The 26801-nt window shown below is 42.4% G+C and carries 22 protein-coding genes; 12 read left to right on the top strand and 10 right to left on the bottom strand.

Annotated features, from left to right (window positions below; all coding sequences use genetic code 11):
• Window positions 1–20: 20 nt before the first annotated feature.
• The 4 genes from TH606_RS06330 to TH606_RS06315 all read right to left on the bottom strand — a co-directional run bounded on the left by TH606_RS06330 (window position 21) and on the right by TH606_RS06315 (window position 2661).
• Complete coding sequence (locus TH606_RS06330; RefSeq protein WP_068542099.1) at window positions 21–434, bottom strand: nucleotidyl transferase AbiEii/AbiGii toxin family protein; 414 nt, start codon at window positions 432–434, stop codon at window positions 21–23.
• A complete protein-coding gene (locus tag TH606_RS06325) occupies window positions 400–744 on the bottom strand; it encodes a hypothetical protein (RefSeq protein ID WP_068542098.1) in 345 nt (114 codons plus the stop codon). The genes TH606_RS06330 and TH606_RS06325 overlap by 35 nt, the downstream gene beginning before the upstream one ends.
• Before the next feature lie 334 nt (window positions 745–1078).
• The gene (locus TH606_RS06320; protein WP_068542097.1) at window positions 1079–1717 is read right to left on the bottom strand and encodes a class I SAM-dependent methyltransferase; all 639 of its coding nucleotides are present in this window, start codon (window positions 1715–1717) and stop codon (window positions 1079–1081) included.
• Window positions 1714–2661: an SPL family radical SAM protein gene (locus TH606_RS06315; RefSeq protein WP_068542095.1), complete on the bottom strand. Its 948-nt coding sequence runs from the start codon at window positions 2659–2661 to the stop codon at window positions 1714–1716. Before TH606_RS06315 ends, TH606_RS06320 begins: the two co-directional genes overlap by 4 nt.
• A gap of 282 nt (window positions 2662–2943) precedes the next feature.
• On the opposite strand from TH606_RS06315, the gene TH606_RS06310 reads away from it, so the two are divergent.
• The 5 genes from TH606_RS06310 to TH606_RS06290 all read left to right on the top strand — a co-directional run bounded on the left by TH606_RS06310 (window position 2944) and on the right by TH606_RS06290 (window position 10789).
• The gene (locus TH606_RS06310; RefSeq protein WP_231887751.1) at window positions 2944–3882 is read left to right on the top strand and encodes a sulfite exporter TauE/SafE family protein; all 939 of its coding nucleotides are present in this window, start codon (window positions 2944–2946) and stop codon (window positions 3880–3882) included.
• A gap of 142 nt (window positions 3883–4024) precedes the next feature.
• Window positions 4025–5857, top strand: a complete 1833-nt coding sequence (locus tag TH606_RS06305) for a triose-phosphate isomerase (protein ID WP_082863553.1) — start codon at window positions 4025–4027, stop codon at window positions 5855–5857.
• A 351-nt stretch (window positions 5858–6208) separates the two neighbouring features.
• Window positions 6209–8614 (top strand): endopeptidase La, encoded by a 2406-nt coding sequence (lon, locus tag TH606_RS06300; protein ID WP_068542094.1) that lies wholly within the window; start codon window positions 6209–6211, stop codon window positions 8612–8614.
• A gap of 21 nt (window positions 8615–8635) precedes the next feature.
• Complete coding sequence (gene hemB, locus TH606_RS06295) at window positions 8636–9610, top strand: porphobilinogen synthase (RefSeq protein WP_068542092.1); 975 nt, start codon at window positions 8636–8638, stop codon at window positions 9608–9610.
• A 30-nt stretch (window positions 9611–9640) separates the two neighbouring features.
• Window positions 9641–10789 carry an MFS transporter gene (locus tag TH606_RS06290; protein WP_068542090.1) on the top strand — a complete coding sequence of 383 codons (1149 nt, stop codon included), beginning with the start codon at window positions 9641–9643 and terminating at the stop codon, window positions 10787–10789.
• On the opposite strand, the gene rmuC is transcribed toward TH606_RS06290, so the two are convergent.
• The gene (gene rmuC / locus TH606_RS06285) at window positions 10734–11882 is read right to left on the bottom strand and encodes a DNA recombination protein RmuC (protein WP_068542088.1); all 1149 of its coding nucleotides are present in this window, start codon (window positions 11880–11882) and stop codon (window positions 10734–10736) included. The two genes, TH606_RS06290 and rmuC, sit on opposite strands and share 56 nt — an antisense overlap.
• An 859-nt stretch (window positions 11883–12741) precedes the next feature.
• On the opposite strand from rmuC, the gene TH606_RS06275 reads away from it, so the two are divergent.
• From TH606_RS06275 to TH606_RS06260, 4 genes are all read left to right on the top strand, one after another.
• Window positions 12742–12978: a DUF465 domain-containing protein gene (locus tag TH606_RS06275; RefSeq protein WP_068542084.1), complete on the top strand. Its 237-nt coding sequence runs from the start codon at window positions 12742–12744 to the stop codon at window positions 12976–12978.
• A gap of 11 nt (window positions 12979–12989) precedes the next feature.
• Window positions 12990–14681, top strand: coding sequence for a biosynthetic-type acetolactate synthase large subunit (gene ilvB / locus TH606_RS06270; protein WP_068542101.1), 1692 nt, complete (start codon window positions 12990–12992; stop codon window positions 14679–14681).
• Window positions 14682–14691: 10 nt separating this feature from the next.
• Window positions 14692–15186: an acetolactate synthase small subunit gene (gene ilvN / locus TH606_RS06265; protein WP_068542082.1), complete on the top strand. Its 495-nt coding sequence runs from the start codon at window positions 14692–14694 to the stop codon at window positions 15184–15186.
• A gap of 83 nt (window positions 15187–15269) precedes the next feature.
• A complete protein-coding gene (locus tag TH606_RS06260) occupies window positions 15270–17945 on the top strand; it encodes a cation-translocating P-type ATPase (protein ID WP_082863552.1) in 2676 nt (891 codons plus the stop codon).
• A gap of 445 nt (window positions 17946–18390) precedes the next feature.
• Here TH606_RS06260 and TH606_RS12005 read toward each other — a convergent pair whose 3' ends face one another.
• The 5 genes from TH606_RS12005 to TH606_RS06235 are packed head-to-tail and all read right to left on the bottom strand — an operon-like array spanning window position 18391 to window position 23086.
• Window positions 18391–19350 (bottom strand): GspE/PulE family protein, encoded by a 960-nt coding sequence (locus TH606_RS12005; protein ID WP_269451049.1) that lies wholly within the window; start codon window positions 19348–19350, stop codon window positions 18391–18393.
• Entirely contained in the window at window positions 19305–20738 is a 1434-nt protein-coding gene (locus tag TH606_RS12000; RefSeq protein WP_068542076.1) for an ATPase, T2SS/T4P/T4SS family, read from the bottom strand. Before TH606_RS12000 ends, TH606_RS12005 begins: the two co-directional genes overlap by 46 nt.
• The gene (locus TH606_RS06245; RefSeq protein WP_068542074.1) at window positions 20738–22042 is read right to left on the bottom strand and encodes a hypothetical protein; all 1305 of its coding nucleotides are present in this window, start codon (window positions 22040–22042) and stop codon (window positions 20738–20740) included. The genes TH606_RS12000 and TH606_RS06245 overlap by 1 nt, the downstream gene beginning before the upstream one ends.
• Window positions 22039–22683 carry a GTP-binding protein gene (locus TH606_RS06240; RefSeq protein WP_068542072.1) on the bottom strand — a complete coding sequence of 215 codons (645 nt, stop codon included), beginning with the start codon at window positions 22681–22683 and terminating at the stop codon, window positions 22039–22041. Before TH606_RS06240 ends, TH606_RS06245 begins: the two co-directional genes overlap by 4 nt.
• 10 nt (window positions 22684–22693) lie before the next feature.
• Window positions 22694–23086, bottom strand: coding sequence for a roadblock/LC7 domain-containing protein (locus tag TH606_RS06235; RefSeq protein WP_068542070.1), 393 nt, complete (start codon window positions 23084–23086; stop codon window positions 22694–22696).
• 94 nt (window positions 23087–23180) lie between these two features.
• Here TH606_RS06235 and TH606_RS06230 point away from each other — a divergent pair, with 94 nt between their 5' ends.
• The 3 genes from TH606_RS06230 (at window position 23181) to dsrB (ending at window position 26787) form a co-directional block, all read left to right on the top strand.
• Window positions 23181–24029: an HDOD domain-containing protein gene (locus tag TH606_RS06230; protein WP_068542068.1), complete on the top strand. Its 849-nt coding sequence runs from the start codon at window positions 23181–23183 to the stop codon at window positions 24027–24029.
• Between the two features lie 175 nt (window positions 24030–24204).
• Window positions 24205–25494: a dissimilatory-type sulfite reductase subunit alpha gene (gene dsrA / locus TH606_RS06225; RefSeq protein WP_068542067.1), complete on the top strand. Its 1290-nt coding sequence runs from the start codon at window positions 24205–24207 to the stop codon at window positions 25492–25494.
• Window positions 25495–25662: 168 nt separating this feature from the next.
• A complete protein-coding gene (gene dsrB / locus TH606_RS06220; protein WP_068542100.1) occupies window positions 25663–26787 on the top strand; it encodes a dissimilatory-type sulfite reductase subunit beta in 1125 nt (374 codons plus the stop codon).
• The last annotated feature ends 14 nt before the right edge of the window (window positions 26788–26801 follow it).

Genomic DNA, 26801 nt, shown 5'->3' with positions numbered 1-26801 from the left:
CCTGTCAGATTAAGTCTGAGCTAATGCAATTTTATAACATTATCAAGCCGGATATCATGGAGATAACAGGATTTTCCGTATCTATAAACACGATCATTTACAAAATCTACTTTTAATCTTATATCCTGAGGAAAGATAACGAGGCGAACAAAATCGCGGGAATCAACTTCTTTTGAAAAAGAAAACCCTGCTTCCTCAAAAAGATCAATAACTAATCGGAGGTCTTCTCTAAAAAGCTGGTTTTCATTATTAAAAAAATCTAGGTCATCACTATAACGAACTTGATAGTAAAAGCGATTTAGAGCAGTGCCACCTGTTAGATAAAAATTATGAGAAAAATTTTTTTTAAACACGATCCCAAGGACTTTGTCCTGTGCCTGATAAACTTTTTGATAATATTTATAAAGGTCGCCACTTTGCTCGGGGGATTTCATTTTTTTCTCCCAGAAATATGTTTCTCCATACTTTAATGCGCTGAGAAAGCCAGCTAAATCTTTGATGGGGGCTTATTTTTTTAAGATAGCTCTTTATTTCTTCATCAGAAAACACTTTTGTTAAAATAGCTGGGTCTTTAAGGTTTAAAAAAGCTTTCTCAAAGATAAAAAAACGTTCTTTTTGTCGTGAAGGATCAGAAAGAATCAGAATGATTTCCTCCTCATTATAGGTGTAATCTCCCCAAAAGGCTTCTTTTAAAATAGTATGAGCAACTTTCTTAATAAGTTTTCTATTTTTACAATTTTTCATGTTTTTTAGAACTTTTATAAATCCATATTACTGGACACCTTTGGCGACTGGCAAAAATTAACTCTTTTTTAACTTCTCTCATATTCCTGAAATACATACCACTAAATCTTATCTGACTCTCTTACCAAGATCCACTATTTGCAAAAGTTCCTGAACTTTTGCAGAGGGGATCTCTAGTACTTACGCCTAATTTTGGTGAATTCTCCACAATGATTGAGTGTCAAGGGATAGGGGTGTTTTATATGCCTATCAACTGTCAAACTCAGGTGGATCAAGCGTTTTTTACCATGGTGCTCATTAGAATAGCGATGAGACTTGCTTGGTGGTTGCTCCGCTAATCTTTGGTCCCTAAGATGATTTTGGAACCCCCGGTGGGGGTTATCTCTTTGCTTACATTTCTAAATATACGAGCCAGGAAGGGGGTTTCATCACGGGCAAATTTGCGGTTTTCTGGAGACCCCATACTGGCCAGGCGGATATAGTAGAGCAAGCGGATAAAGGGGTGTTTGGGCTCACAGTGTTCCATCATGGTAAAACAGCCACCAGGTTTAAGTACGCGCCAGGCCTCCTTCAGGGCGGCGTTTCGGGTGGCCGGGTCTAGTTCGTACATGGCGTGGGAACAGGTCACGGCGTCGAAGCTTTCGTCAGCAAAGGGAAGACGGGCTACATCGGATAACACAAAATATAAGTTTTTAGTTTTTAATTTTTGAGCTTTTTCGCAGGCTTTTCGTAACATACCTTTTGAAAAGTCAACACCTACTACCAATCCGTCTTTCCCGGCAACTCTGCTGGCTGTAATAGCTACAGCGCCTGTTCCTGTACAAAGGTCAAGTAAAGACCCGCCGGGTTTAAGGCCTGTTTTTTTGATCAGTAGTTCCCTTAAAAAGGCCCGTTTATCACCGCTGTGAAGGGAGATGATTTTGTCATAAAAATGAGAAAATATATCGTAATATTTACGTCGCCAGCGCTTCATATATTCTTAAAAAGCTCCTTCTGTCTTGGTTCTTTTTCTTTTATATCCCAGGGGGTGCAGAATTCAAAGGGAAGATCAGGGTTTTTACAGCCGCAAATTTTAACGGTAAGGCCAAAGGCCTGGCCTATTTTTTTAAAAAGGGCATAACCCTTTTCCCTTATTTCTCTTCTGGCAAGCTTGGTGGTAGCCGAAGTTATTACCTGGCACCAGGGTTCTCCTTGATAAGCCGGAAAAATCTTTTGCCAAAGAGTTTCTGGCAGTTCTTTTTGCATTTGTTCAATTACCTTTGGTCGAAGTACTAGGTAGCTGACCGACACCCTTTTTACTCCAGCTGCCGCCAGATGTCTCATGATGGATTCAATAGCTTCTTCTCGATCACTCACGTTAGGGATAATGGGGTCCAAGCGCACAGCAGGCTCCAGGTCAAGCCTAGCCGCATGCTCAATTTGCCTTAGACGTAAGTACGGCGATGCCGTTTTGGGTTCAAAAAGCTTATGATAGTCTGAGTTCAAACTTACCAGACCAAACGTTGCTTTAATCAAGCCTTTATGTTCCTTGAAAAGAGAAAAAATGTCTTCTGGAATGCGCCCTTTGGTGAGGAATGAAATGGCAACCTTTGCTTCCAGAAATATTTTTATGCATTCCGAAGTCACTTTTAGGATATCTTGATTGGGTTGAAAGGCATCACTTGCTGTGGAAAAGGCTACGGCTTTTGGTTTTCTATTTCTTCTTATTCGGGAAGCAAGCTCTGCTTTTATTTTTTCCGGTAAATTTTCGTAAAGGTGAACTTCGTTTTCAGGGGTTTCAGGGAATACCCTGGCATAACAGTAAACACAGCGGTGAAGGCATCCTCGGGTTACATTTATCGCTGGGATATCTTTTAAACACCCAAAGGCAGGCTTTTTAAGGACCTGTGACCTACGGATTATTTTTACTATTTTCATGGGATTTTAGTTTGAAACATTTAGAAAAATTCAGACAGAGGTTTGAAATCGCCATACTCACTACCTCGCTTCATGAGATTGCTTCGCTTCGCTCATAATGACAAAGATAGAACTTGCAATAATAGCGTAAACTGTCCTAAATACCAAAGAAGAGTTTATATCATCGGCCATTTATGCCATCTACTATTATTTTCTATTTGCAAGCTGCTAGCTCCAGTCCCTGGCCCCTGTCTGGGCGAAGCAGCCTCTTGAATAAAGTATATTTTACAAGAGTCTAAACTTGTGAATAATAAACGTTTTGATAACATTTCTTTAATGAGTCAAAATATTTTGGGTTTTCTGTTTAAAAAAATAACTTTTCCTATCTCTGGGGTAAAAACTTGGCTATTTTTACCTCCTTTGGTGGCCTTTTGCCTGGCTTATTTTGGTAGTATGGCCGGGGTTACGGGAGCCTTTCTCCTTCTACCTTTTCAAATAAGTGTTTTAGGTTATACAGCCCCTGGGGTTTCGGCCACCAATTTTTTTTATAACCTTTTTGCCATTCCCGGAAGCCTTTGGCGCTATGCGCGTGAAGGAAGGCTTAACTGGCCCCTAGGTTTTTTTATCTCTTCTGGGAGTGCCCTGGGAATTGTCTTTGGTTACTTTCTACGAATCAAGTTTTTGACCGAGCCTGCTAGGTTTAAACCCTTTGCCGGGCTGGTGCTCCTTTATCTGGCTTTTCGTCTGGGCAAAGATTTATTACATGGAGAGAGAAGGCCACCCCCTGCTAAAAAAGAAGCCATTTTTTATCTAAAAGTATCGCTTAAAGAAGTTTCTTTCTGTTTTGACCAGAAAATATATTCCTTTCTTCCGACCAGGATATTCGGTGTTTCCCTGCTAGTAGGAATTGCTGGAGGAGCTTATGGAATTGGAGGCGGAGCCATTATGGCCCCTTATTGTGTGAGTGTATTAAAATTGCCCATTCACACCGTAGCAGGAGCTTCTTTAATGGGGACTTTTGTTTCATCGGTGATCGGCGTGATAGTTTATGCCCTAGGCATAGGCGCCGAAGGCCTATCGACTAAACCCGATTATTTTCTTGGTATTTTGTTTGGAATAGGGGGCCTGGCTGGTGGTATTTTTGGAGCTCGAACCCAGAAGTTTATCCCTGAACACCCTATAAAATTTGGGCTTTTTCTAGTGGTAATACTGGTTTCTCTGCGTTATCTTCTAGGGTTGTAACTTTAAATAATTTCTAACTAGTATTAAATCCTATTTTCTTGCTTCTTGCCTCTTTAAGGAAAACAAATTTCATGTTAAGAAGGGATAAATTGTCAAGCAGGCTCTTCCATACCCGAGCTAGAAATTGAATAAGGAGGTTTTTATGCCTAAGTGGAACCCTGAAAGAAGATTATTGGACCATGAACATACTAAATTTTGGCAACACCGTTTACAGGATGTAGATGAACCTAATCTTATGAAAGAGGTTTTTCCCTATGATGATGTCCCCTATGTAGATTTTGACCATAAATATGTCATGCCCATGCCGGCCAAAGATATCTGGATTACGGATACTACTTTTCGTGATGGCCAGCAGGCACGCCCTCCCTACACGGTTGACCAAATCGTTAAGCTTTTTGATTTTTTGCACAAGCTTGGCGGGCCAAATGGAGTCGTTAGGCAGACAGAATTTTTCCTTTATACCAAAAAAGACAAGGACGCCGTCATTAAGTGTCTTGAGCGAGGGTATCGTTTTCCAGAAATCACCGCCTGGATCAGGGCCAAGGCCGAAGACTTAAAACTGGTAAAAGAAATGGGCATAAGGGAAACAGGTATCCTTACTTCCTGTTCTGATTATCATATTTTTCTCAAGCTCAAAAAAGACCGCCGCCAGGCCTTAAATGACTATCTGGCCATTGTAAAGGCTGCTCTTGAAGAGGGGATTACTCCTCGCTGCCATTTTGAAGACGTAACTCGGGCTGACATCTACGGTTTTGTTATTCCTTTTGCTATTGAGCTCATGAAATTAAGGGAAGAGTCAGGCATTGATATCAAAATTAGGCTTTGTGATACCCTTGGGGTGGCAGTTCCTTATCCTGGTGCAGCTCTTCCTCGCAGTGTGCCAAAACTTGTACGGGCGCTTATTGATGAAGCGGGAGTGCCAGGAGAACTTCTTGAGTGGCACGGCCACAACGATTTTTATAAGGCGGTAATAAATGCTACTACAGCCTGGCTTTACGGCTGTGCCGCGGTTAACACCACCCTTCTGGGCTATGGTGAAAGGACCGGCAATACCCCTCTTGAGGCCATGATATTTGAATATATCTCCTTAAGAGGCACGCATAACGGTGTTGATACCACGGTTATTACTGATGTAGCTGAATTTTATCGTCGAGAGCTGGGAGATAAAATTCCACCTAATCAGCCTTTTGTTGGTTCTGAGTTTAACGCCACCAAAGCTGGCATTCATATCGACGGCTTGCTTAAAAATGAAGAGATCTATAATCCTTTCAATACCCTTAAGCTTCTTAAAAGGCCCATAGGCATAATTATTACGGATAAGAGTGGAACCGCAGGTATTGCTTATTGGATAAACACCCACTTTGGCCTTGAAGGAGATAAGCGTATTGATAAAAAACACCCGGGAGTGGCTAAAATTTACAAACAAATCATAAAACAATACGAAGCCGGGCGCATTACGCCCATGTCTAACGAAGAAATGATGCATCTGGTGAGACGTTACATTCCAGAACTTTTCGTCTCTGAGCTTGACCGCATGAAAGAAAAGGCCTCAAAACTTCTGGTAGATCTGGTGGAAAAACTGGTTGAGAGACCGGAAATACGTTCACTTGATCCGGAAAAGATTGTCCCTCTTTTGAGGGAAGTGTTAGAAGAACATCCCTACATTCAATTTATTTATGTTATAAACCAGGAGGGTAAACGAATAACCCCTCTGGTGACCCATTTAGAAGATAAATCTCGCTATGAACATCTCTTAAAAGACGAAGACTATTCAGATCGTGATTGGTTTATAAAGCCCTTTAAAACTGGCAAGGTATATGTAACGGATTTTTACACTTCAAAAGTTACCAGTGCCCTTTGCCTTACCGTTTCAGGACCTATTCGTAACGAATACGAAGAAGTGGTTGGCGTGCTTGGTATGGATATTCGCTTTGAAGACCTGGTCAAGATGGAAGAAGAAGAAAACCAAGAATAAGCCAAACCGTGTTCAAATAAATTTTCTGCAAAAGGGCCAACTGGCCCTTTTGCTGTTTATATGTAGTCGTCATAAAAGAGGACATAGTTGCCGAAGTGAGCCCAGATCCCTTCGCTGGCGCTCGGGATAAGCAAAGCGTTTCGGAAATTGATTTAGCCTCTGATGATGCCTCGCATAACAGAGTGAGCGAGAGGCCATGCAATGACTGACCTGCCGGGGCATTTGATGAGTCCTGCGACGCAGTTTTAAAACGCCATAACATAAATAGATTCGTTTTTAGCTTTTTTAGACTATGAAAAAACTATAATTTTATATTATGCTCAACAACAAACGCTGAATAGGGGTAAGCCTATGAGTGAATTTGAGGAAACGCTGGTTATAAGCGAAGTTCCTGAAGGTGAAAACATCGAAATTCCAGAGGAACTTCCCTGTCTTGCTGTTCGCGATATTGTCCTTTTTCCTTCCATGGTGGTGCCTCTTTATATAGGTAGAGAGCCATCTCTGGCAGCGGTGGAAAGGGCCCTCAAGTCTGACCGTTTAATCGTCATTCTTACCCAAAAAGACCCTGACGTAGATGAGCCTAATCCTGAAGACGTTTACCACACAGGGGTAGTGGCAGTAATTATGCGCACTTTAAAGCTATCTGATGACCGCCTTAAAGTACTTGTGCAGGCGGTTGCCAGAGCCAAGGTTACTGCTTTTTTACAAACCAGGCCTTATTTCCAGGTAAAAATTGAACCACTGCGTGAGGAAGAGCCCGAGGAATTAGACGTTGAGTCTGAGGCCCTTATAAGAGAAGTTAAGGAGACTACTGAAAAAATTCTGGCCTTAAAAGGTCAGCTTACACCGGAGCTTAACACCGCCCTTGATGGACTGGATTCTCCTGGCCGTTTAGCTGATTTTATTGCTTCACACTTAAGGCTTAAAACCAGTGAAGCCCAGGAATTACTTGAAATAGTTAATCCTCTGGAACGCTTACGGAAACTATATCGCTATCTTTTGCGGGAACTTGAAGTGGCTACAGTGCAGGCCAAGATTCAGACAGAAGCCCAGGAGGAGATGAGCCGCACGCAGAGGGAATATTTCTTGCGTGAACAATTGCGGGCTATCAAGCGAGAACTGGGAGAAGTTGATGAGCATTCCCGTGAGATAGAGGAGTTTAAAGAGCGCATAAAAAAGGCTCGTATGCCTAAAGAAGTGGAAAAAGAGGCCTTGAAACAGCTCAGGCGCCTTGAGATGATGCATCCGGACTCTGCTGAGGCTACTATTGTGCGTACTTATCTAGAATGGCTGACAGAGCTTCCCTGGCGCAAGCAAACCAAAGATAAACTTGACCTCAAGCGAGCCAAAGAAATACTTGATGAAGACCACTACAACCTCGAAAAAGTAAAAGATCGCATTCTTGAATACCTGGCAGTAAGAAAGCTTAACCCCAAGGCCAAGGGGCCGATCCTTTGTTTTGTGGGGCCTCCAGGAGTGGGCAAAACTTCCCTTGGTCGCTCTATTGCCAGGGCTTTGGGGCGTAAATTTGTGCGCATCTCCCTGGGAGGCGTTAGAGACGAAGCTGAAATCCGCGGCCATCGGCGCACTTACATTGGTGCTATGCCTGGGCGTATCATCCAGGGGCTTAAACAGGCAGGTACTAATAACCCGGTCTTTATGATTGACGAGGTAGATAAGCTGTGCGCCGATTTTCAGGGAGACCCCGCTGCGGCTCTCCTAGAAGTTCTTGATCCTGAGCAAAATACCTCTTTTGTGGATCATTATCTCGGTGTTCCTTTTGATCTTTCCAAAGTGATGTTTATATGCACAGCCAACATGACTGATCCTATCCCCCCAGCCTTGAGAGACCGCATGGAGATAATTTATATCTCTGGCTATACCTCTGAAGAAAAACTCGCTATTACCAAAAAATATCTTTTACCCCGTCAGCTTAAAGAGCATGGCTTAAAACCTGAAGATATTCAAATTTCAGATGAAACCATTTTAAAAATCATCAATGAATATACCGAAGAGGCTGGCCTCAGAGAGCTTGAGCGAAAAATTGCTGCCATCTGCCGAAAGATTGCCAGGCGCATGGCTGAAGGGGAAAAAGGCCCCTTCAGGGTAACACGCCAGAATCTTCACAAGTATTTAGGTCCACCGATCTATGTTTTTGAGCTTGAACAGGAAAAAGACGAAATAGGGGTAGCTACCGGCCTTGCCTGGACTCAGACTGGCGGTGAAGTCCTCTACGTAGAAGCACTGGTTATGGAGGGAAAGGGAAACCTTATTTTAACCGGGCAACTGGGAGAAGTTATGCGTGAGTCTGCCCAGGCGGCTCTTTCTTATACCAGAGCCAAAGCCAGGGAATGGGGAATCCCCAAAAATTTCTATGAAAAATATGATATACATATCCATCTTCCCGCTGGCGCCATTCCTAAAGATGGGCCAAGTGCAGGGGTAACTCTGGTTACGGCTATGATTTCAGCTCTGGCTGAAATTCCTGTGTCAAAAGACGTGGCTATGACTGGAGAGATAACTCTTAGAGGGAAGGTCCTTCCGGTAGGTGGTATAAAAGAAAAATCTCTTGCAGCTCTACGCAAAGGAATTAGAAAAGTAATTATCCCTGAGAAAAACCTGAAAGACCTTGAGGAAATTCCCAAACACATGCGCCGTAAAATTGAGTTTATACCAGTGCGCCAGGTAGACCAGGTGCTTGAAGTGGCTCTTTTGCCTGAAAAGCGTAAAAAGAAAACACATCGGAAAACCGAGTAAATTTTAGAGAGGGAGGTAGCTATGTTTTTTCCTGAATATAGGCCCCGTCGTCTTCGCCGAAATGAAACCTTGCGTTCTTTGGTACGGGAAACTGAACTTTCATTAAACCACCTGGTTTATCCCCTTTTTGTGGTGGAAGGTCAACACGTAAAAGAAGAAGTCTCTTCTATGCCGGGGGTTTTCCGCTTTTCGGTTGATTTATTAAAAGAAGAAATCAAAGAGATTAAAGACCTTGGCCTTCCAGCGGTTATTCTTTTTGGAATTCCGGCTAAAAAAGATGAGATAGGCTCTGAGGCCTACGCCAAAAAGGGAGTGGTTCAGAAGGCCATCTCAGCTATTAAAAAAGTGGCGCCTGAGCTTCTGGTCATCACTGATGTTTGTCTTTGTGAATACACCAGCCACGGCCATTGCGGTATTATCAAAAACGGAGAGGTGGATAATGACCTTACCCTTGAACAATTAGCGCGTGTAGCTGTTTCACACGCCAGGGCTGGGGCAGACATGGTGGCCCCATCTGATATGATGGACGGACGGGTGGCTAGAATTAGAGAGGCCCTTGATGAGGCAGGTTTTTCGCATATTCCCATTATGAGTTACGCGGTAAAATATTGTTCAAGTTTTTATGGGCCTTTTAGAGAGGCGGCTGAGTCTGCCCCCCAGTTTGGTGACCGCCGAAGCTATCAGATGGATCCAGCCAATGTGCGTGAAGCCTTGAGAGAAGCTGCTTTAGATGTAGAAGAAGGGGCAGATATCTTGATGGTGAAGCCAGCTATGCCTTACCTTGACGTGATTGCCCGTTTGCGAGAAGAATTCAACCATCCCATAGCGGCTTACCAGGTGAGTGGAGAGTACGCCATGATAAAAGCTGCTGGTAAAATGGGGTGGCTTGATGAAGAACGGGCCATGATGGAAAGCCTTCTTTCTATTCGTCGGGCAGGGGCTGATATCATTCTCACCTATTTTGCCAAAGAGGTGGCCAAGAAGATAGCTAAATAGCATTTTTGGGCGGAACCCTCTTTTTGAGTTATGGCCCCTTCAGATAAAAAGTTCAGGGCTCAAGAAATATTTTTGCTTTCCCTGGCCCATTTCGTACATGATGTATATACTGCTTTTCTTTCACCTCTTTTGCCGCTTTTATTAGAAAAACTATCCCTTTCCCTTACACGAGGTGGTTCTTTGGCCGCTGTAATTCAGCTTCCTTCTTTGATGAATCCCGTTTTAGGGTTCTTGGCCGATAGAGTGAACCTTAAATATTTCGTAATTTTTGCTCCGATGTTTACGGCCATATTTATGAGCCTTATAGGCCTTGCCTCTAATTACTTTATTCTTCTTCTAATGCTTTTCCTGGTGGGAATAAGTGTGGCGGTGTTTCATGTGCCGGCCCCTGTGCTTATAGCCAGGATGGCTGGCCCTAGAAAAGGGCTGGCTATGAGTTTTTTTATGGTTGGCGGAGAGCTTGCTCGTACCGTAGGCCCGCTTATTGCTGTGACTCTTGTGAGTCTTTGGGGGCTGGATGGCTTATGGCCGGTTATGTTTGCTGGAATAGCCATGTCCGGAATACTTTTCTTACACTTGAGAAAAGTTGATTTTATTAGTTATCAATCAAAGCCCAGGGGCCCTCTGATGTTTTCCGGTTTTAGGCGCATTTTTTTGCCGCTCACGGGTGTTATCGCCGCTCGGAGTTTTATGCATGGAGCCTTAACGGCTTTTTTGCCAACCTATATTAAAATGAGGGGAGGAAATCTCTTCCTCGGCGGATTGGCCTTAAGTGTCTTTGAAGCCGCAGGGGTGGTAGGTGTATTAATCGCAGGGCCCTTAAGTGACTTTCTCGGCCGTTCTAAAACACTGGCTATTTCTTTAATTGGTGCTCCTGGGTTTATTTTCCTGTTTCTGGAAACCAATGGTTTATGGCAGTTTTTAGCTTTAATTGGTGCTGGAGCCACTCTTCTTTCTACTACACCGGTTATGTTAGCTTTGGTTCAAGAGCATGCTAAGGAAAGTCCGGCTATGGCTAATGGTATCTTTATGATGCTTTCTTTTGTGCTTAGGTCTTCAATGGTAATTTTTATAGGTCTTCTCGCTGACAGATTTGGACTCCATACCACTTATTACATAAGTGCTATTCTGGGTATGCTGGCTCTTCCTTTACTTTTCTTCCTCCCTCATAAGGTCTAAAGAAAGTTTTTTTCTTTGGGGTGAGGCTAAATTTTTCAAACTTGCGGGCGAAAGGAAGAAGTCTCCGTTCAAAAGAGCCTAGCAGCTGGTTATATTGAATAGTAGTTTTTTCAAGGGATTTACCCAGATCTTCTAGATGTTTACTTACTTTTTCCAGGCGGCTATACATTTCTCTAGCGGCCTGTATGAGTTCCTGAGCGTTTTCTATGAGGGCTGTTTCCTGCCAGCTAACAGCTACAGCCTTTAGCATGGCCAGTAAGGAAAAAGGCGTGGCCAGAATTACTTTTCTTCGGGCCGCAAATTCAAATATGGTTGGGTCTTCCTTGTAAGCTGCAGAAAGGAGGCTTTCAGCAGGTAAAAATAGAATGACAAAGTCAGGGGTGCGCTTAAATTCTCGGCGCAAGGCCTCCCAATAGGCCTTTTGAGACAGGCCCTTTATATGCTCTTTTATAATTCTGGCTATATTTTTATCCTGATTGAATACAGGTGCTTTGGCGTCAACCGCTAAAACTTTTTCTCCTGGAAGGTGAATTACAAGGTCAGGCCTTAACCCTTTATCTGTAGTAACCTGGGAGCTAAAATCACAATGTTCTACTAGACCGGCTAATTCTACTAGACGTTTTAACTGAATTTCACCCCAATGCCCTCTTTGTTGAGGGTTTTGAAAGATACCTTTGAGCATAGAGGTCTCTTTCTCAAGTCTTGGCAAATGTTCTTCCACTAAAGTTTTGAGCCGTTCTTCAAGTTGGCCATAAGTTCTGGCACGCTGGTTTTCTAGGCGTTTGATCTCTTCTTCTAACCTTTGCAGGTTTTCATGTAAGGGGAGGGTTAGTTTTTCTAAATGTTTTTCCCGGGCCTCAAAAATTTCGCGGGTTAAATGCCCGAGAATCTGGGCATTTTTTTCTACTATCTGGCCAGAAAGGCCATTAAGGCTTTCATTTATATGCTTTACTATTTCCTGGGAAAGCTTTTCTTTTTCACTTTTGAGGTCTTGAAGCTGCTCTTCAAGAAGATTTATCTCTTTTTGCCTAACCACCCAGGCCAGGCCAAAGCCTATAGCTAAACCTCCAAGTCCTAAAAGTATCTCCCACATATCTTTGTCCTTTAAAAACTTTCAAAAAATACTAGACGCTTTAAGTGAAAAATTCTATTTAAAAAATAGAGAGGTTCAAAACATTTTAGGAGATTCTGTTATAGATAAATGTTTAACACGGCTTTACCTGCACCGATAATATTAAAAGGAGTATTCATTACTCTACTGAACTCCGCCACGAGGCGACGTTTTCGCGGTGCAATAACTTCGTTTTTTTCATTACAAGGAGGTCCGCAAAGCCGACGTAGCGACCCAACAGGTTATTACGAGGAGCACGAAGTGCGACGAAGTGACCCACAACAGGGTCATTGCGAGGAGCACGAAGTGCGACGAAGTAATCCCCTGAGATTGCTTCGCTCCGCTCGCAATGACTCCCTTTATTTGTCACTGAGAGGAACATTTCCCCATTGTCACTGCGAGTGGAGCGGTTCAGTCTCACCAGATAGAGGAAACGAGAGATTGCTTCGGGGTTTCGCCCCTCGCAATGACACAGAAAAAAAAAGAGCAGCCTCGCAATGACGGCGAAAGGATTCGCAATGAGCGGGAGGAACATTGCAATGGCAAGGAGGGAGCCTATTGTGGTAAAGAAAGGCCTTATAATGGCCGCTCCAAAATTATCATCTGTTTTGGGCATACATTAATAAAAATACGGTCTGGCATTATAAAATGGGCCTGTAATGTAGTCAAAAGCAAAAGCTATTTTTTTCACAAAAAGAAATTTTACGCTATCAACGAGAGTTATGCTTCTAAAATCCTTTGGATTAGCAGGGTTTAGTTTTCTATTAGTGAAAAAAATAACAATATATTGACGTTTTAAAATTTAGGAATTAAAAAAACAAAACCTATAAAGGAGGTCCTTATGGACAAAGAAAAAGAATTAATAGCCAAGTATGCTGAGCAAGATGAAGAGCTTCGCAAACTAGTGGAAGAACATCGTGCTCTTGATGAGCGGCTTGAGGAGTTTCATCGGCGTCCGTATCTTACCGCCGAAGAGGAAGTAGAAAAAAAGAAAATACAGGTCCAAAAATTGGCTTTAAAAGACCAAATTTTAGCTATTGTGGAAAAATATCGTAAAATGGAGGAGGAAGGTAAATAGTGGCTAAAAAAATGACAGGGGCGCAAATTATTGTTGAAGCACTTAAAAGAGAAGGAGTTGACATTATTTTTGGCTATCCAGGTGGGGCAGTCATTGATATTTACGACGAGCTTTATCGCACCGAAGGCCTGAAACATGTCCTGGTGAGGCATGAGCAGGGAGCAGCGCATGCAGCTGATGGCCTGGCCCGTTCTACCGGTAAGGTAGGGGTTTGTCTGGTTACTTCTGGTCCAGGAGCTACTAACACTGTTACTGGAATTGCCACCGCCTACATGGACTCCATTCCCATGGTTGTTCTTACCGGGCAGGTGCCTACCAAACTGATCGGTAATGATGCTTTTCAGGAAGTAGATATTACCGGGATTACGAGGCCCTGTACTAAACACAATTTTCTGGTTAAGCGGGTGGAAGATCTCGCCTGGACTTTGAAGGCTGCTTTTCACATTGCTCGCACTGGTCGTCCAGGCCCGGTTCTGGTTGATCTTCCTAAAGATGTCCAACAGGCAAAAACCGAGTTCCACTGGCCCGAAGAGATAAGACTTCGCAGTTATAACCCCACCTACGAACCCAATAAACGGCAGGTGGAGAAGGCTTATCGTTTGCTTGAAGCCTCAACCCGGCCGGTAATTCTGGTGGGTGGTGGGGTTATTGCTTCAGGAGCACACGAAGAGGTTAGAGAGCTTGCCGAGCTCCTTCACATACCGGTTACCATGACACTTATGGGTTTGGGAGGCTTCCCGGGAACTCATGAGTATTCTTTGGGAATGCTCGGTATGCACGGTACCTATTACGCCAATATGGCGGTGGCTAACAGTGACCTCATCATTGCGGTAGGTGCCCGTTTTGACGATAGAGTTACCGGAAAAGTTGATGCCTTTGCTCCCATGGCTAAGATTGTACACATAGATATTGATCCAACTTCTATTCAAAAGAATGTTCGAGTTGACATTCCCATTGTGGGTGATTGTAAGCGCTCTTTGGCTAAACTCCTTGAGGTTGTTAAGAGTGTGGCGCGTCCCAGTAAGCTCTGGAAAGAACAGTTCAAGGAGTGGTGGGAACAGATTGACATCTGGCGCAGGCGCTATCCGCTTTCCTACAAGCAAGAAGGAGAATACATAAAGCCTCAATTTGTTATTGAAAAGATGTACGAGCTCACCAAGGGAGATGCCATTGTTTCCACAGAGGTCGGGCAGAACCAGATGTGGACAGCCCAGTTCTGGAAGTTTGACAAACCACGCACGCTTCTTTCTTCAGGTGGTCTTGGGACTATGGGTTATGGCTTCCCGGCGGCTATTGGCGCTCAAATGGCCAACCCTGATAAGCTGGTTATAGACTTTGCCGGAGACGGTTCTATTCAAATGAACATTCAGGAAATGGCCACGGCTATTGACCAGCGTTTACCTATCAAGGTTATCATTCTTAACAATGGTTATCTAGGTATGGTTCGTCAGTGGCAGGAGTTATTTTATGACCGGCGCTACTCTGCCGTTGAGTTTGCTACTATTCCTGACTTTGTCAAACTGGCAGAGGCTTACGGAGCGGTTGGCTTAAGAGCTACCAAGCCCGAAGAAGTTGAGCCTGTTTTAAAGAAGGCCCTTGAAACCAAGAACCTGGTGCTGGTTGACATTCATATTGCGCCTGAAGAAGGCGTTTTCCCCATGGTTCCCGCAGGGCGGGCTACTACGGAAATGATTCTGGTATAAGGAGAGGCATATGGAAAGAAAGCATACTCTTTCAGTGCTGGTTGAAAATACTCCTGGGGCCCTGGCTCGTATTGTTGGGCTCTTTACAGGCAGAGGTTTTAATATTGATAGTCTTTGTGTAGCGGAAACTCTTGACCCTACTCTTTCTCATCTTACTTTGGTCACTCATGGTGACGAAATGATTATTGAACAGATAATCAAGCAGTTACGCCGTTTAATTGATGTCTATAAAGTGGTTGATGTTACTGAAGAGTCTGAATTTGTAGAAAGAGAAATGGCCCTTATAAAGGTAAAGGCTGAAAAAGATACCAGAGCTGAAGTTCTGCGGATGTGTGACATATTTCGCTGCAAGGTGGTGGACGTAAGCCCAAGGACTTACACCATTGAAGTTACCGGGCCTGAAAGTAAGCTCAAAGCTGTTATTGAACTTTTAAAACCTCTGGGCATCAAAGAAATAGTCCGTACCGGGCTTATAGCCATGAAACGCGAAAAGAAAACCGTGTAACAATTTGGTAAATTAATAACGATGCTAAGGGGTAGGTAAATATTTTGTTGCCTACCCCTTAATTATTTCTTAAAACTAATATTGTGGCCAGGTTACCCTCAACCCCCCATAGTCTTAAGCTAGAAGAACTTTTTAGTTTTCTGGAATCATCTTTTTCAGGTCTTTCCTTGAAAGAAGCCAAAAAACGTTTTGAAATCTATGGCCCCAATGAACTGGAAGAGTCTCCTAAAAAGTCTCCCCTAAAACTCTTTCTGGCTCAGTTTGCCAATGTCTTAATTTTTATTTTGCTTGTGGCAGCAGGTATCTCTTTGCTGGTGGGAGATAAAATAGAAGCTGTAGTCATACTGTTAATCATTTTGGCCTGTGGGATATTGGGTTTTCTTCAGGAGTGGAAGGCGGATAAGGCCCTGGCCGCCTTAAAAGAGATGGCTGCTCCTGAGGCGGTGGTTGTTCGTGAAGGAAAACATCTTAAAATTCCAGCTCGTGAGGTGGTTCCTGGAGACATTCTGGTGCTTACAGCAGGGGACAAAATAGCCGCTGATGTGCGTCTGGTGGAAAGCGTAAACCTTAAAATTGACGAAGCCCCTCTTACGGGAGAGTCTATCCCGGTAACCAAAGACGCGTCTCTTATTTTACCTCCAGAAACTCCCCTTCCTGATAGACGCAATATGGCCTTTGCTGGCACCACGGTGATTAATGGCCGAGGCCTTGGCCTGGTGGTGGCTACTGGAAAGGCCACAGAATTTGGAAAAATCGCCCATATGCTTAAAGGGGTGGAAGAAGAAAAGACCCCTCTTGAAAAAAGGCTGGCAGTCATAGGCCGCTGGCTGGGAGTTTTATCTCTAATCGTAGCCGCGGTGGCGGCGGCCTTTGGTATAATGCGAGGACATTCCTGGCTTGAGATGTTTCTCTGGGGTGTTTCTCTGGCAGTGGCAGCCGTGCCTGAGTCTCTCCCCGCTGTAGTTACTGCTGCCCTAGCTATAGGTGTTTCGCGTATGGCTAAACGACGGGCCATTGTAAAACGTCTCCCGGCAGTGGAAACCCTTGGCTCTACCACGGTTATCTGTACGGACAAAACCGGCACCCTTACCAAAAATGAAATGACAGTTAAAAAGATATGGGCTGGAGACAAACTCTTTGAAGTTACAGGCGCAGGTTACGAAACTCAGGGGCAGATTTTATACCAGGGAAAGCCAGTAGATATATTTCATCACCCAGACCTTTATCATACTCTTTTAGTAGGTCTTCTTTGTAACGATGCCCGTTTAGAAGACGGGAAGTTTATAGGAGACCCTACTGAGATAGCCCTTCTTGTGGCCGGCCTTAAAGCAGGCCTTAAGCCAGAGGCCTTTGAAAGGGTAGCAGAGGTTCCCTTTGATAGTGACCGTAAAAGAATGAGCGTGGTGGTGCGTGAGAGGGCAAACGGGCGTTACTTGGTTTTGACCAAGGGTTCCCTTGAAAGCATTTTAGATGTTTCTTCTCACTATCAGAAAGATAATCAGATTCTTCCCTTTACGAGTAAAGAGAAACAAAAACTGGTCCAGATAACTGATAACCTGGCCGATGAGGCCCTAAGGGTTATGGCCTTTGCTTTTCGTGAGACAGAGCACATGCCTTCTCAGACCGAGATAGAAAAAGATCTTATTTTTTGTGGGCTCCAGGGCATGATAGATCCCCCCCGGCCAGAGGTGCGAGAAGCTGTTAAAAAGTGCAAAGAAGCTGGCATAAGAGTAATCATGATAACCGGAGATTATGCCAAGACAGCCCTGGCTATAGGATATGATTTGGGTATTGTTTCAGAAAGAAGTTCAGGATTTGTTTTAACGGCCAAAGAGGTAGAAACCTTTTCTGACCAGGAGTTAAAGGAAAAGCTGAAAGAGGTTTCCATCTTTGCCAGGGTTTCTCCATCTCATAAGCTTCGTCTAGTAAAGCTTTTGAAAGAAGAGGGCCATGTGGTGGCTATGACCGGTGACGGGGTAAATGATGCCCCGGCCTTAAAGGCCGCTGACATTGGCATTGCTATGGGCATTACCGGTACCCAGGTGGCTAAAGAGGCCTCAGATATCATTCTCGCTGATGATAACTTTGCTACTATCGTAGCAGCGGTAGAAGAGGGCCGGACTATTTTTGATAACATCAAAAAATATATGTTATTTCTGTTGAGCTTTAACCTTTCAGAAATTTTGGTGTTGATAGCAGGTTTTTTAAAAGGGCTAGCTCTTCCTCTTACGGCTATTCATATCCTCTGGATTAACCTGGTCACTAACGGGCCGCCAGCGCTCGCTTTGGGGGTGGATCCACCTTCACCAGATCTTATGAAACGTCCCCCCAGGCCGCCAGAAGAAGGAGTTTTTACCAGGAGGCTTGTTGCTTTAATTACGGTTTTTTCTGTGCTTATAGCTCTTTTTTTATTACCAGTCTTTGATTATGCTCTTTCCAGTTCGCAATCGGTAATATTTGCCCAGACAGTTTTATTTACAGGTTTTGTTCTTATGGCGGTGGCAGTGGCCTATGTCTCGCGGTCAGAATATTTGAATATCTGGAAATTCAATCCCTTTGCCAACAAATGGCTGAACTTAAGTGTTCTTTTTATGGTAATTTCTCAAGTTGTTATTGTTCAGTGCCCGTTTTTTAATAAGTATTTGCATACTGTTTCTATTCCTGGGAAGTGGTGGTTTATACTCTCTGCGTTGGCCCTATTTTATCTTTTTCCAGCAGAACTATTGAAAAGCCTTATAACTCGCCTTTTTCGTTATTAACCCCCCTGCCCCACAGGGGCATGGAGGTTAATAAATTTTTCGGAAAAAATACCAAAAGATTGCTTCGCTTGCCCCGGGGAGAGCGAAGGGTCTCCCCGCAGTGATAAGTTGATATTCTCTCGCGGTGACCAATGGGATGTCACCGCAGACCTCCACATTCTCTTTTTGTCATGGCAAGGCCTCTTCCTTCTGAGTCATCGCTAGCTTTTTCTAATGTTTTTGTCATTGCGAGCCACGAAGTGGCAAAGCAATCCTTGTCGCGAGGCGACACCGTCGCCATGGTGATCTGAATATAACATTAGAATTTTTGTTAATATCCTTTTGAAGCCTTTGCAAAAATATTGACTAATCAATCTTTCCTTAAGACCCTCTGAGACTGCTTCGTGGCCTTTGGCCTACTCGGAGTGACAAAGTAAACTTTTAAGATTTTGCAAAGGTTTCCTTTTTATCTGATAGAGACAGCTCTGATTTGTTTCAGGTCAGTTAGACCTTGAAGCACTTTCCAGATACCATCCTGTTTTAGGGTAAGCATGCCAGCTCTCATGGCGGCGTCTCTTATTTCATGAACCGGGGCGTTTTTTACGATGAGTTCTCTTATCTCGTCGTTGGCTACCAGTAGTTCATGAATGGCCAAACGGCCTTTATAACCGGTATTGTTACAAGAGGAACAACCTCTAGGCTTGAAGAGAGTGGCTTCTTTAAAAGCTTCTCTGGTAAGCGGAGTGGTAGGATGTTCTCCGTATTCTTCTATCAAAAGGTCTATTTCTTCTTCTGATGGTTGGTAAGGTTCTTTACAATTAGGGCAAAGCCTTTTAGCCAGACGCTGAGCGAGGATGCCAAGAAGGGCATCAGCAAAATTGTAAGGGTCCATACCCATGCCTAATAATCTGGTAACTGTTTCAGGAGCACTGTTGGTATGAAGGGTAGTAAAGACTAAATGTCCAGTCAAAGAAGCTTCAATTACCGTGCGAGCGGTCTCTTCATCTCGCGTTTCACCAATCATTATGATGTCAGGGTCTGCTCTTAGAAAAGACCTAAGCACCCTAGCAAAATCAAGCCCAATTTTAGGTTTAACCTGGACTTGACGTAAACCTTCCTGGACGATTTCTACCGGGTCTTCCGCGGTCCAGATTTTTTTGTTGGGGGTATTAATATATCCCAGGGCAGCATGTAGGGTGGTGGTTTTACCCGAGCCTGTAGGCCCAACTACCAAAATAAGCCCATAGGGCATTTGCAATAACTTTTTGAAGGCCTCAAGGTTTTCTTCTCTTAAACCAAGTTTATCAATAGGCATAGCCTCTACTGAGGCCAAAATTCGCATGACCACGTCTTCATTATTTTCAATGGTGGGTATGGTGGCTACACGTACTTCAAAGGACCGACCGTTTTTGAGCCTGAACTTGATTTTCCCGTCTTGGGGTAGGCGTTTTTCAGCCTGAACTTGATTTTCCCGTCTTGGGGTAGGCGTTTTTCAGCGATGTCAAGATTGGCCATGATCTTTATACGGGAAATAAGCGGCCTTTTGTAGGCAAAAGGGATTTTACGTACCAGGTGGCACTCACCATCTATACGGTAGCGTACTTGAGCACCGCGTTTACCTGGCAAAGATTCTATGTGAATATCAGAGGCCCCTTTGCGATAAGCCTCTTCTAAAATATGGTTAGCTAACTGAACAACGACACTGTTTGAAAGATCTTCTTCTGTAATCTCTTGGTCTTCTTCTTCCTCAACTATTTCAAGCTCAGAAAGGTCTTCAGGGAGATCAAAGTCAGATTTGCCGTAAAAATAATCTATGAACTTATAAATATCTTCTCTTATCCCTACTTTTATTTCAAACTTTTGGGCCTTTAGCACTTGGCGGATTAAGTCAAGGCGCATGCTGTCAGAGGGATCTTCCATTAGGAGAACAATTCGTTCATCACTTTCTTCAATAGGTATGCAAACATTTTGCTTAAAAAAACTTTCTTTTATTCCTGCAAGGCAGGAAGGTTTAGGCCCTAAATTTAATTCGTTAAACTCAACAAAAGGATAACCATAATATTCTGACAAAGCCTGACCAATATCAGACTTGGGGATACCGAAATTTTCTATTAACACAAATTCCAGGCTATTTCCTGTTTCCTGGCTTATTTTTTTAGCTTCTTCATAAGTCTTTTCGTCAAGGATACCGTTGGCGAAGAGGAGTTGCAGACGTCCAAATTTTTCCTGAAGGGCTTTTAGTTTTTCAATTTTTTGGGCAACATCTAAATAATGGGTGTTGTAATGGTAGGCTTTACTATAGGCATCAAGGGCTTCTTTTATTTTGTTTAGCTTTTCATAAGCCTTGCCTAGAAGATAATTTAAAGCAGCGTGTTCATCTAAGGTGAGCTCAGGGATTTCTAGGGCTAGTTTGATGGTATTTATGGCTTCTTCAAAGCGGTCAAGTTCAAGAAGGCACTCAGCTAGACCACGATAAACTTCCGGGTTTTGTGACCCTTCGTTAATTAAATTCTCAAAAATTTCAAGAGCTGCTTCATAAAAGCCGCCTTCTTTAAGAACTTGAGCTTCTTGGATAAGCTCTTCTTCAGAAGCTTCTACTTCAATAGGCAAATCTTCTTCTAATTTTTTTTGCTCTTTTAACTCTTTAATTTCTTCTATGCGTTTTAAAATTTTTTCTTTAAGGCCATTTTGAGAAATATCTTCTTCGTATTGAGAAATAAGGACTTCCAGAGCTAAAATAGCTTCATCATAAAGTCCCTGAGAAGCGTAAACTTCTGCTTCATTTAGTATTTGTTCAAAATTTGGTGCATTCATTATATTTTTACAATTGGAAATTCTTTATTTTCTATGAAAACAACCTGACTATCTCCTTTGCTCACTTTAAAGCTCTTTTCAGGGATTTCTATAAAGACGGCTTCGTTCAATAAAAGAACACCTCCGCGGTTATTTTTCCAAAGAATCATAATGAATTCCGGCTCTTCTGCCCTTTTAATTACAGGTAAAGACATACTTCTTAGTTCTTGTTCGTTTTTTTTAGATAAATCTCCTTTAAACTTATTTTTGAGTTTTATGAAAGAAAAGAAACGCCAAAAACCAAGCAAGGTTATAAGAGGGAATTTTTCATCTTTTATTTTATTTTCCCACCCCGGCTTAAAAGGACCAAAATAGGCTACCTGAGAAGCTGGGACGATAAATTCTTCTTCATCTACAAAGCAATGATAGCCTTCTTTAAAAATATTTTCTTTTTGATAAATTTTTGGTTCTCGCTCTTTAGAAACTGTTTTTTCTCTGGTAAAAGTTTTTTTAGTGGTTTTAGTTTTCTGGAGAACTTTTTCTCTTATTTTTTCTAAATCAGGTTGCTCTTCTGGTGGAAGGGCTTTAATAACTTCTTCTATTTCATTAATGGATTTCTGACATAGCCCTAACCAATGTTTAGTTTTAGGGGAACGGCTGAAAAGCCATTTTAGCATTAAAAAGCGTTGATAATCATATACCAATTGTTTAATGAGGATGTTTTTAACTTTGTCTTCCTGTGTTTCAGGCTCTTGTTTTAGTTTTTTGAGAGCGGATTGTAATTGTTTAATATAAGGGTCTATCTCTTTTCCATGGATAACTATTAAGTTTAAGGCCACTATTCCTTGATGGAGGAAATGTAGCCATTCAGGGCGTGCTTCTTCTGGCCTTTCTTTGAGCCATTGGCCTACTTCATATAGCAAGTCAAATATGGGATAAAGATCCTGGTCTGCTTTTTGTTTTATTTCTTCTAAGGTAGTTAAAAATTCAAAAGAGGTTTCAGGTGTGACTTCCCATTCAAGACTCAGAAGAGAAGCAGCAATTCGCTCAAGGTCTTTTTGACTGAGGGTTTCGCCTTCTTTTTCTTCTTCATCAGTTTCTTCAGAAACCAGCCGCAAAGTTTCTTCAAGTTGTGGGAAATTTATTACCTTGTTATCTTCGGCTTCGAGAGAAGGTTCTATTTCGTTAAGAGGTTCTAGCTCGAGTTGAACTTTTACCTCTTCTTCGTCAGCTGCTTTTGAGGACGAAGGTTCTATTTTTCCAAAAATTTCGTCTATAGCTTTGTCAACTGCTAATTCAAAGTCTTTGTCATTGGGAAGGCTCATAAAATGCCTCCTTGGGCTTTAGCTGTTTTTTTGGCAAAAATGTATTTATTGGCTACGTATTTGACGGTACGTTTACTTATTTCCCTTAGGGTTTCAAAGACGCCTACTCCTTTGACAGCAGCGGCTTCAAAATAAGGAGCTTTAAGTTCTTTATTAAGATCGTTTTCTAATTCTTCTATGGTTAAAAGAGGGATATTTACTGAAACCAGGTCTCTTTTATTGTATTGAAAGACTAGGGGTATTTCTTCTAGAGTTAAACCATATTCTTTGAGGTTATTTCTTAAATCCAAGAGACTTTCTATGTTTTTTTCTCGTCTTTTTCTCAAAGAGTCTGCTACAAATACAATGCCATCAACGCCCTTTAAAACCAGTTTCCGGGTGGCCCGGTAATGGGCTTGCCCAGGGACGGTGTAGAGTTGAATACGTATATCAAGACCGTGGATTTTCCCAAGGTTTATGGGTAAAAGGTCAAAGAAGAGAGTGCGATCTCCTTTGGTTTCAATGGTTAAAAGTTTACCACGGTATTTTTCGGCTACGGCGTTGTAGATATAAAAAAGGTTGGTAGTTTTCCCGCAGCGCCCGGGACCGTAGTAAACAATTTTGCAGTGTATTTCTCTTTTGTGAAGATCTATTAAAGCCATTTAGCACCTGCTAATCGTCCTCTACTAATAAATTGAGAAGGTCCTGAGATATCTGGTTTACCCTTAAACGAACTAGCCCCAAAGGGGTTTCATCAGTGAATATAGTTACCAATATAAATTCTTTACCTATTCGACTAAAATGGATGTTATCTTTTTTGCCCTTGTGATAAAGGATAGAAAAATCTTCTTCCCCTAAAAGCTTGGCAATTTGGGCCGTTGCTCCAAAGTTAGCTGCAGCCAGGGCTGCTAAAGAGGTAGTATCAACCCCGTTTTCTTTACCTGAAGAAGCAATAACATTTCCTGCTTCATCTATCAGGATAGCCAATGAGACCCCGATAGATAATAATTGCTCTTTAAGCACTCCTTTTAATTTTTTTACTCTTTCTGAAGTAAGAACCATCATAGCCATCACTCTTTTTTTCGGACCTCCAAAAAGAAAACTTTAAAAAATTTTTTTGATTTAAGTTTTTTAAGTAAAAGTTCCGAAAAAAGAGTTGATGGATGAAAAAAGACTTGCAGAAATAACTAAAAGGCTTGATAAATTACCTACTCTTCCTCAAACAAGTCAAAAAATTTTAAGTGCTATTGAAAAGGATGCTTCGGCTAAAGAACTTGAAAAAATCATATATGAAGACCAATCCCTAGCCGCTAAAATTTTAAAATTGGCAAATTCTCCCCTTTATGCCTCTGCCAGTGGAGAGACAAAGAGTCTCAAAATGGCTATTGTGCGCTTGGGTTTTGGAGAGGTGCGTAATATTGTGTTAGCAAGCGCTTTAAGCTATATCCTTAAACCTTCGGCTACTTTTAAAAAGTTTGATATGCTCCGTTTATGGATACATGCTATAGGGGTGGCTCGGGCAGCTTTTTTGTTGGGAGAGGCTGAAAAAAGCGAGGCAGAAACTCTTTATTCCGTAGGGTTGTTACACGATATCGGTCGTTTGGTGTTAGCTGTTTTTTTGCCAGACCATTTTTTGAAAATTTTAGCTATTCAAGAGGCAAAGGGTTGTTCTTTTTATGAAGCAGAAAAAGAAATAGGAGTTCTTCATGATGAAATCGGAGGATATATAGCCCAAAAATGGTGTTTTTCTGAAGATTTTGTAAAAGCCATAAAAAATCATCATCAACCAGTTCAAAATGGAAAAATAGATAAAGGAGCAGCTTTTATTTTTAAGGCTGACCTTATTGCCAGGGCAGCAGGTTTTGTACCTGAAGAAGGTTACAATAAGCTGCCTAAGTGGCCCAAAGCTCTTCCTTTAAATAAAAATGAGTTAACCAAAATTATACTTATCCTTAAAAAAGAAAAAGAAGATCTACTTCAAGCCTGGCATCCTATTATTGCTGCTTGAATTTTTAATGATCAAAAATCTTTTTGTTTTTACCTGGATTAGGATTTAAAAGAATATGCAAAATTTTTAAGAAAAAATGCCTAATAATAGCCTTCTTTTTTCCTTGACATAGAATTTAAATCTTACTAGGCTCGCCATAACAAGGAGTAGAAAAACTCTTCAAGGAGGTTAATTGATGTCGGAAATTAAAAAACATGACACCCCAATGATGGAAGAACTGAAGAAAGGCCCCTTCCCAAGCTTTGTAGATGACATTGAGCAGTACGGTGAAAAACACAAGAAACAGGCCTGTTTCGACCTTTTAGGCCAGCTTGAACTTTCCTACAAGCACAAGGAAACACACTGGAAGCACGGTGGTATCGTTGGCGTCTTTGGTTATGGTGGTGGTGTTATTGGCCGCTATTCTGATCAGCAGGACAAGTTTCCTGCAATTTGGGCATTTCACACCATTCGTGTAAACCAGCCCGCTTCTAAGTTTTATCACACCTCTGCCTTGCGCAAACTTTGCGAAATGTGGGACCATCGTGGAAGTGGTATGACGAACTTCCACGGGTCAACTGGTGATATTATTCTCCTGGGTACTGTTACTGAGCAGCTTGAACCTGTATTTTTTGATTTAACTCACCAGCTCAAGATGGACCTTGGTGGCTCTGGTTCAAACCTGCGTACTCCGGCTTGCTGTGTGGGTAAGGCCCGTTGTGAGTGGAGTTGTATTGATACCCAGGAACTTTGTTATGACTTAACTATGACTTATCAGGATGAGCTTCACCGTCCAGCCTTCCCTTATAAGTTTAAGTTCAAGATTTCTGGTTGTCCTAATGACTGTGTGGCTTCTATTGCTCGTGCTGACTTTTCTATTATTGGTACCTGGATTGACGATATCCGGATTGACCAGGAAGCTGTAAAAGCTTATGTGGGTGGAGAACTTAAGCCCAATGCTGGTGCTCATGCTGGGCGCGACTGGGGTAAATTTGATATTCAAAAGGAAGTTATTGACCTTTGCCCCACCCAGTGCATGTACTGGGATGGTGAAAAACTTCATATAAACAATAAAGAATGTAACCGCTGCATGCATTGTATTAACGTAATGCCTGAAGCTCTCCGCCCTGGAACAGATACTGGGGCTACCATTCTTATGGGTGCTAAAGCTCCTATTCTTGAAGGTGCTCAGCTTTCTACGGTTATAGTACCCTTTATTCGTCTTGAGCCCCCTTATGATGAGCTCAAGGAAATCATTGAAAACGTCTGGATGTTCTGGATGGAAGAAGGTAAGAACCGTGAACGTCTTGGTGAACTGATGCAGCGCGTAGGTCTGGCTAACTTTGTAGAAACGGTGAAATTAAAGCACGTACCTCAGATGATTAAAGAACCTCGCTCTAACCCCTACGTCTTCTGGAAAGAAGAAGAAGTTGAGGGCGGTTGGAAGCGAGATATTAAAGAATATCGTGAACGTCACCCTGCTTAGGTTTGAAAAAATCGGGGCCATAAAGGCCCCTTCAATAAAAAGTTTAAAAAGAAGGAGGTAAATATGTCTGAGATTTATGAAAAGATTCAAAAAGCTGAATTAGATGAAATTTTCTCTAAACCTTATGATCCGGAGTTAGGTGAGAAGCTTTATAATCCCCAAAAACCCATGGAAAACCGTATCACTGATATCGGACCTCCATATTATGCTCAGTTTTTTCCCCCGGTTATCAAAAAGAATTATGGTAAGTGGAAGTCTCACGAGATTATTGAGCCGGGTGTATTAAAGTATACCAGCGAAACTGGTGATGTAGTCTATGTGGTAAGAGTAGGTACACCGCGCTTGGCGACCACTGATTACATCCGTGAAGTCTGTGAGATTGCAGATAAGTATTGTGATGGTTATGTCCGCTGGACTACCCGTAACAATATTGAATTTCATGTAACTGATGAGGAAACTTTACGTGCCCTCAAAGAAGACCTTAAGAGTCGCAAACATCCAGGAGGTTCTTATAAGTTCCCTATTGGTGGTACTGGTGCTGGTGTAACAAACATTGTTCATACCCAGGGCTGGGTCCATTGTCACACTCCGGCTATTGATGCTTCTGGTATCGTGAAGGCAGTTATGGATGATTTGATAGATTATTTTGAAAGTATGACGCTTCCGGCTCAGGTGCGTATTGCTCTGGCCTGTTGCTTGAACATGTGTGGTGCGGTTCACTGTTCAGATATAGCTATTCTTGGTATTCACCGTAAGCCGCCTCTAATTGAAGATGACCGTTTAGAATATGTTTGTGAAATTCCGCTGGTCTTGGCTTCTTGTCCTACTGGTGCTATTAAACCCGCCACGGTAGAAATTGACGGCAAAAAGAAAAAGACTGTCCGTGTCCAGGAAAGCCGTTGTATGTTCTGCGGTAACTGTTATACCATGTGTCCGGCTATGCCCATTGCTGACGGAGAAGGTGATGGTGTAGCTATTTTGGTGGGTGGTAAAATTTCTAACCGTGTTTCTGCTCCTAAGTTCTCTAAACTGGTTATCCCTTATATTCCTAATGAGCCTCCTCGTTGGGAAACCACTGTTAAATGGGTACGCAAGATTCTTGAAACCTACGCCAAGCATGCTCGTAAATATGAACGTGTAGGTGAATGGGCAGAACGTATTGGCTGGGAACGTTTCTTTGAGCTCTGTGAAATTCCATTCTCTTCTAAGACTATGGATGATTATCGTCTGGCTTATGATACTTACAGAACTTCTATGCACTTTAGGTTTACCAGCCACGTGGATATTAAATAATTTAAGGAGGTTGT

This window comes from Thermodesulfatator autotrophicus (assembly GCF_001642325.1).
Classification (GTDB): Bacteria; Desulfobacterota; Thermodesulfobacteria; order Thermodesulfobacteriales; family Thermodesulfatatoraceae; genus Thermodesulfatator; species Thermodesulfatator autotrophicus.
This window is presented reverse-complemented; position numbering and strand designations above follow the sequence as displayed.

What these genes read in the sequence shown, in the direction of transcription:
- TH606_RS06330 (WP_068542099.1), bottom strand. Translation starts at nt 434, where the DNA reads ATGAAATCCCCCGAGCAAAGTGGCGACCTTTATAAATATTATCAAAAA.
- TH606_RS06325 (WP_068542098.1), bottom strand. Translation starts at nt 744, where the DNA reads ATGAAAAATTGTAAAAATAGAAAACTTATTAAGAAAGTTGCTCATACT.
- TH606_RS06320 (WP_068542097.1), bottom strand. Translation starts at nt 1,717, where the DNA reads ATGAAGCGCTGGCGACGTAAATATTACGATATATTTTCTCATTTTTAT.
- TH606_RS06315 (WP_068542095.1), bottom strand. Translation starts at nt 2,661, where the DNA reads ATGAAAATAGTAAAAATAATCCGTAGGTCACAGGTCCTTAAAAAGCCT.
- TH606_RS06305 (WP_082863553.1), top strand. Translation starts at nt 4,025, where the DNA reads ATGCCTAAGTGGAACCCTGAAAGAAGATTATTGGACCATGAACATACT.
- lon (WP_068542094.1), top strand. Translation starts at nt 6,209, where the DNA reads ATGAGTGAATTTGAGGAAACGCTGGTTATAAGCGAAGTTCCTGAAGGT.
- hemB (WP_068542092.1), top strand. Translation starts at nt 8,636, where the DNA reads ATGTTTTTTCCTGAATATAGGCCCCGTCGTCTTCGCCGAAATGAAACC.
- TH606_RS06290 (WP_068542090.1), top strand. Translation starts at nt 9,641, where the DNA reads ATGGCCCCTTCAGATAAAAAGTTCAGGGCTCAAGAAATATTTTTGCTT.
- rmuC (WP_068542088.1), bottom strand. Translation starts at nt 11,882, where the DNA reads ATGTGGGAGATACTTTTAGGACTTGGAGGTTTAGCTATAGGCTTTGGC.
- TH606_RS06275 (WP_068542084.1), top strand. Translation starts at nt 12,742, where the DNA reads ATGGACAAAGAAAAAGAATTAATAGCCAAGTATGCTGAGCAAGATGAA.
- ilvB (WP_068542101.1), top strand. Translation starts at nt 12,990, where the DNA reads ATGACAGGGGCGCAAATTATTGTTGAAGCACTTAAAAGAGAAGGAGTT.
- ilvN (WP_068542082.1), top strand. Translation starts at nt 14,692, where the DNA reads ATGGAAAGAAAGCATACTCTTTCAGTGCTGGTTGAAAATACTCCTGGG.
- TH606_RS12000 (WP_068542076.1), bottom strand. Translation starts at nt 20,738, where the DNA reads ATGAATGCACCAAATTTTGAACAAATACTAAATGAAGCAGAAGTTTAC.
- TH606_RS06245 (WP_068542074.1), bottom strand. Translation starts at nt 22,042, where the DNA reads ATGAGCCTTCCCAATGACAAAGACTTTGAATTAGCAGTTGACAAAGCT.
- TH606_RS06240 (WP_068542072.1), bottom strand. Translation starts at nt 22,683, where the DNA reads ATGGCTTTAATAGATCTTCACAAAAGAGAAATACACTGCAAAATTGTT.
- TH606_RS06235 (WP_068542070.1), bottom strand. Translation starts at nt 23,086, where the DNA reads ATGATGGTTCTTACTTCAGAAAGAGTAAAAAAATTAAAAGGAGTGCTT.
- TH606_RS06230 (WP_068542068.1), top strand. Translation starts at nt 23,181, where the DNA reads ATGGATGAAAAAAGACTTGCAGAAATAACTAAAAGGCTTGATAAATTA.
- dsrA (WP_068542067.1), top strand. Translation starts at nt 24,205, where the DNA reads ATGTCGGAAATTAAAAAACATGACACCCCAATGATGGAAGAACTGAAG.
- dsrB (WP_068542100.1), top strand. Translation starts at nt 25,663, where the DNA reads ATGGAAAACCGTATCACTGATATCGGACCTCCATATTATGCTCAGTTT.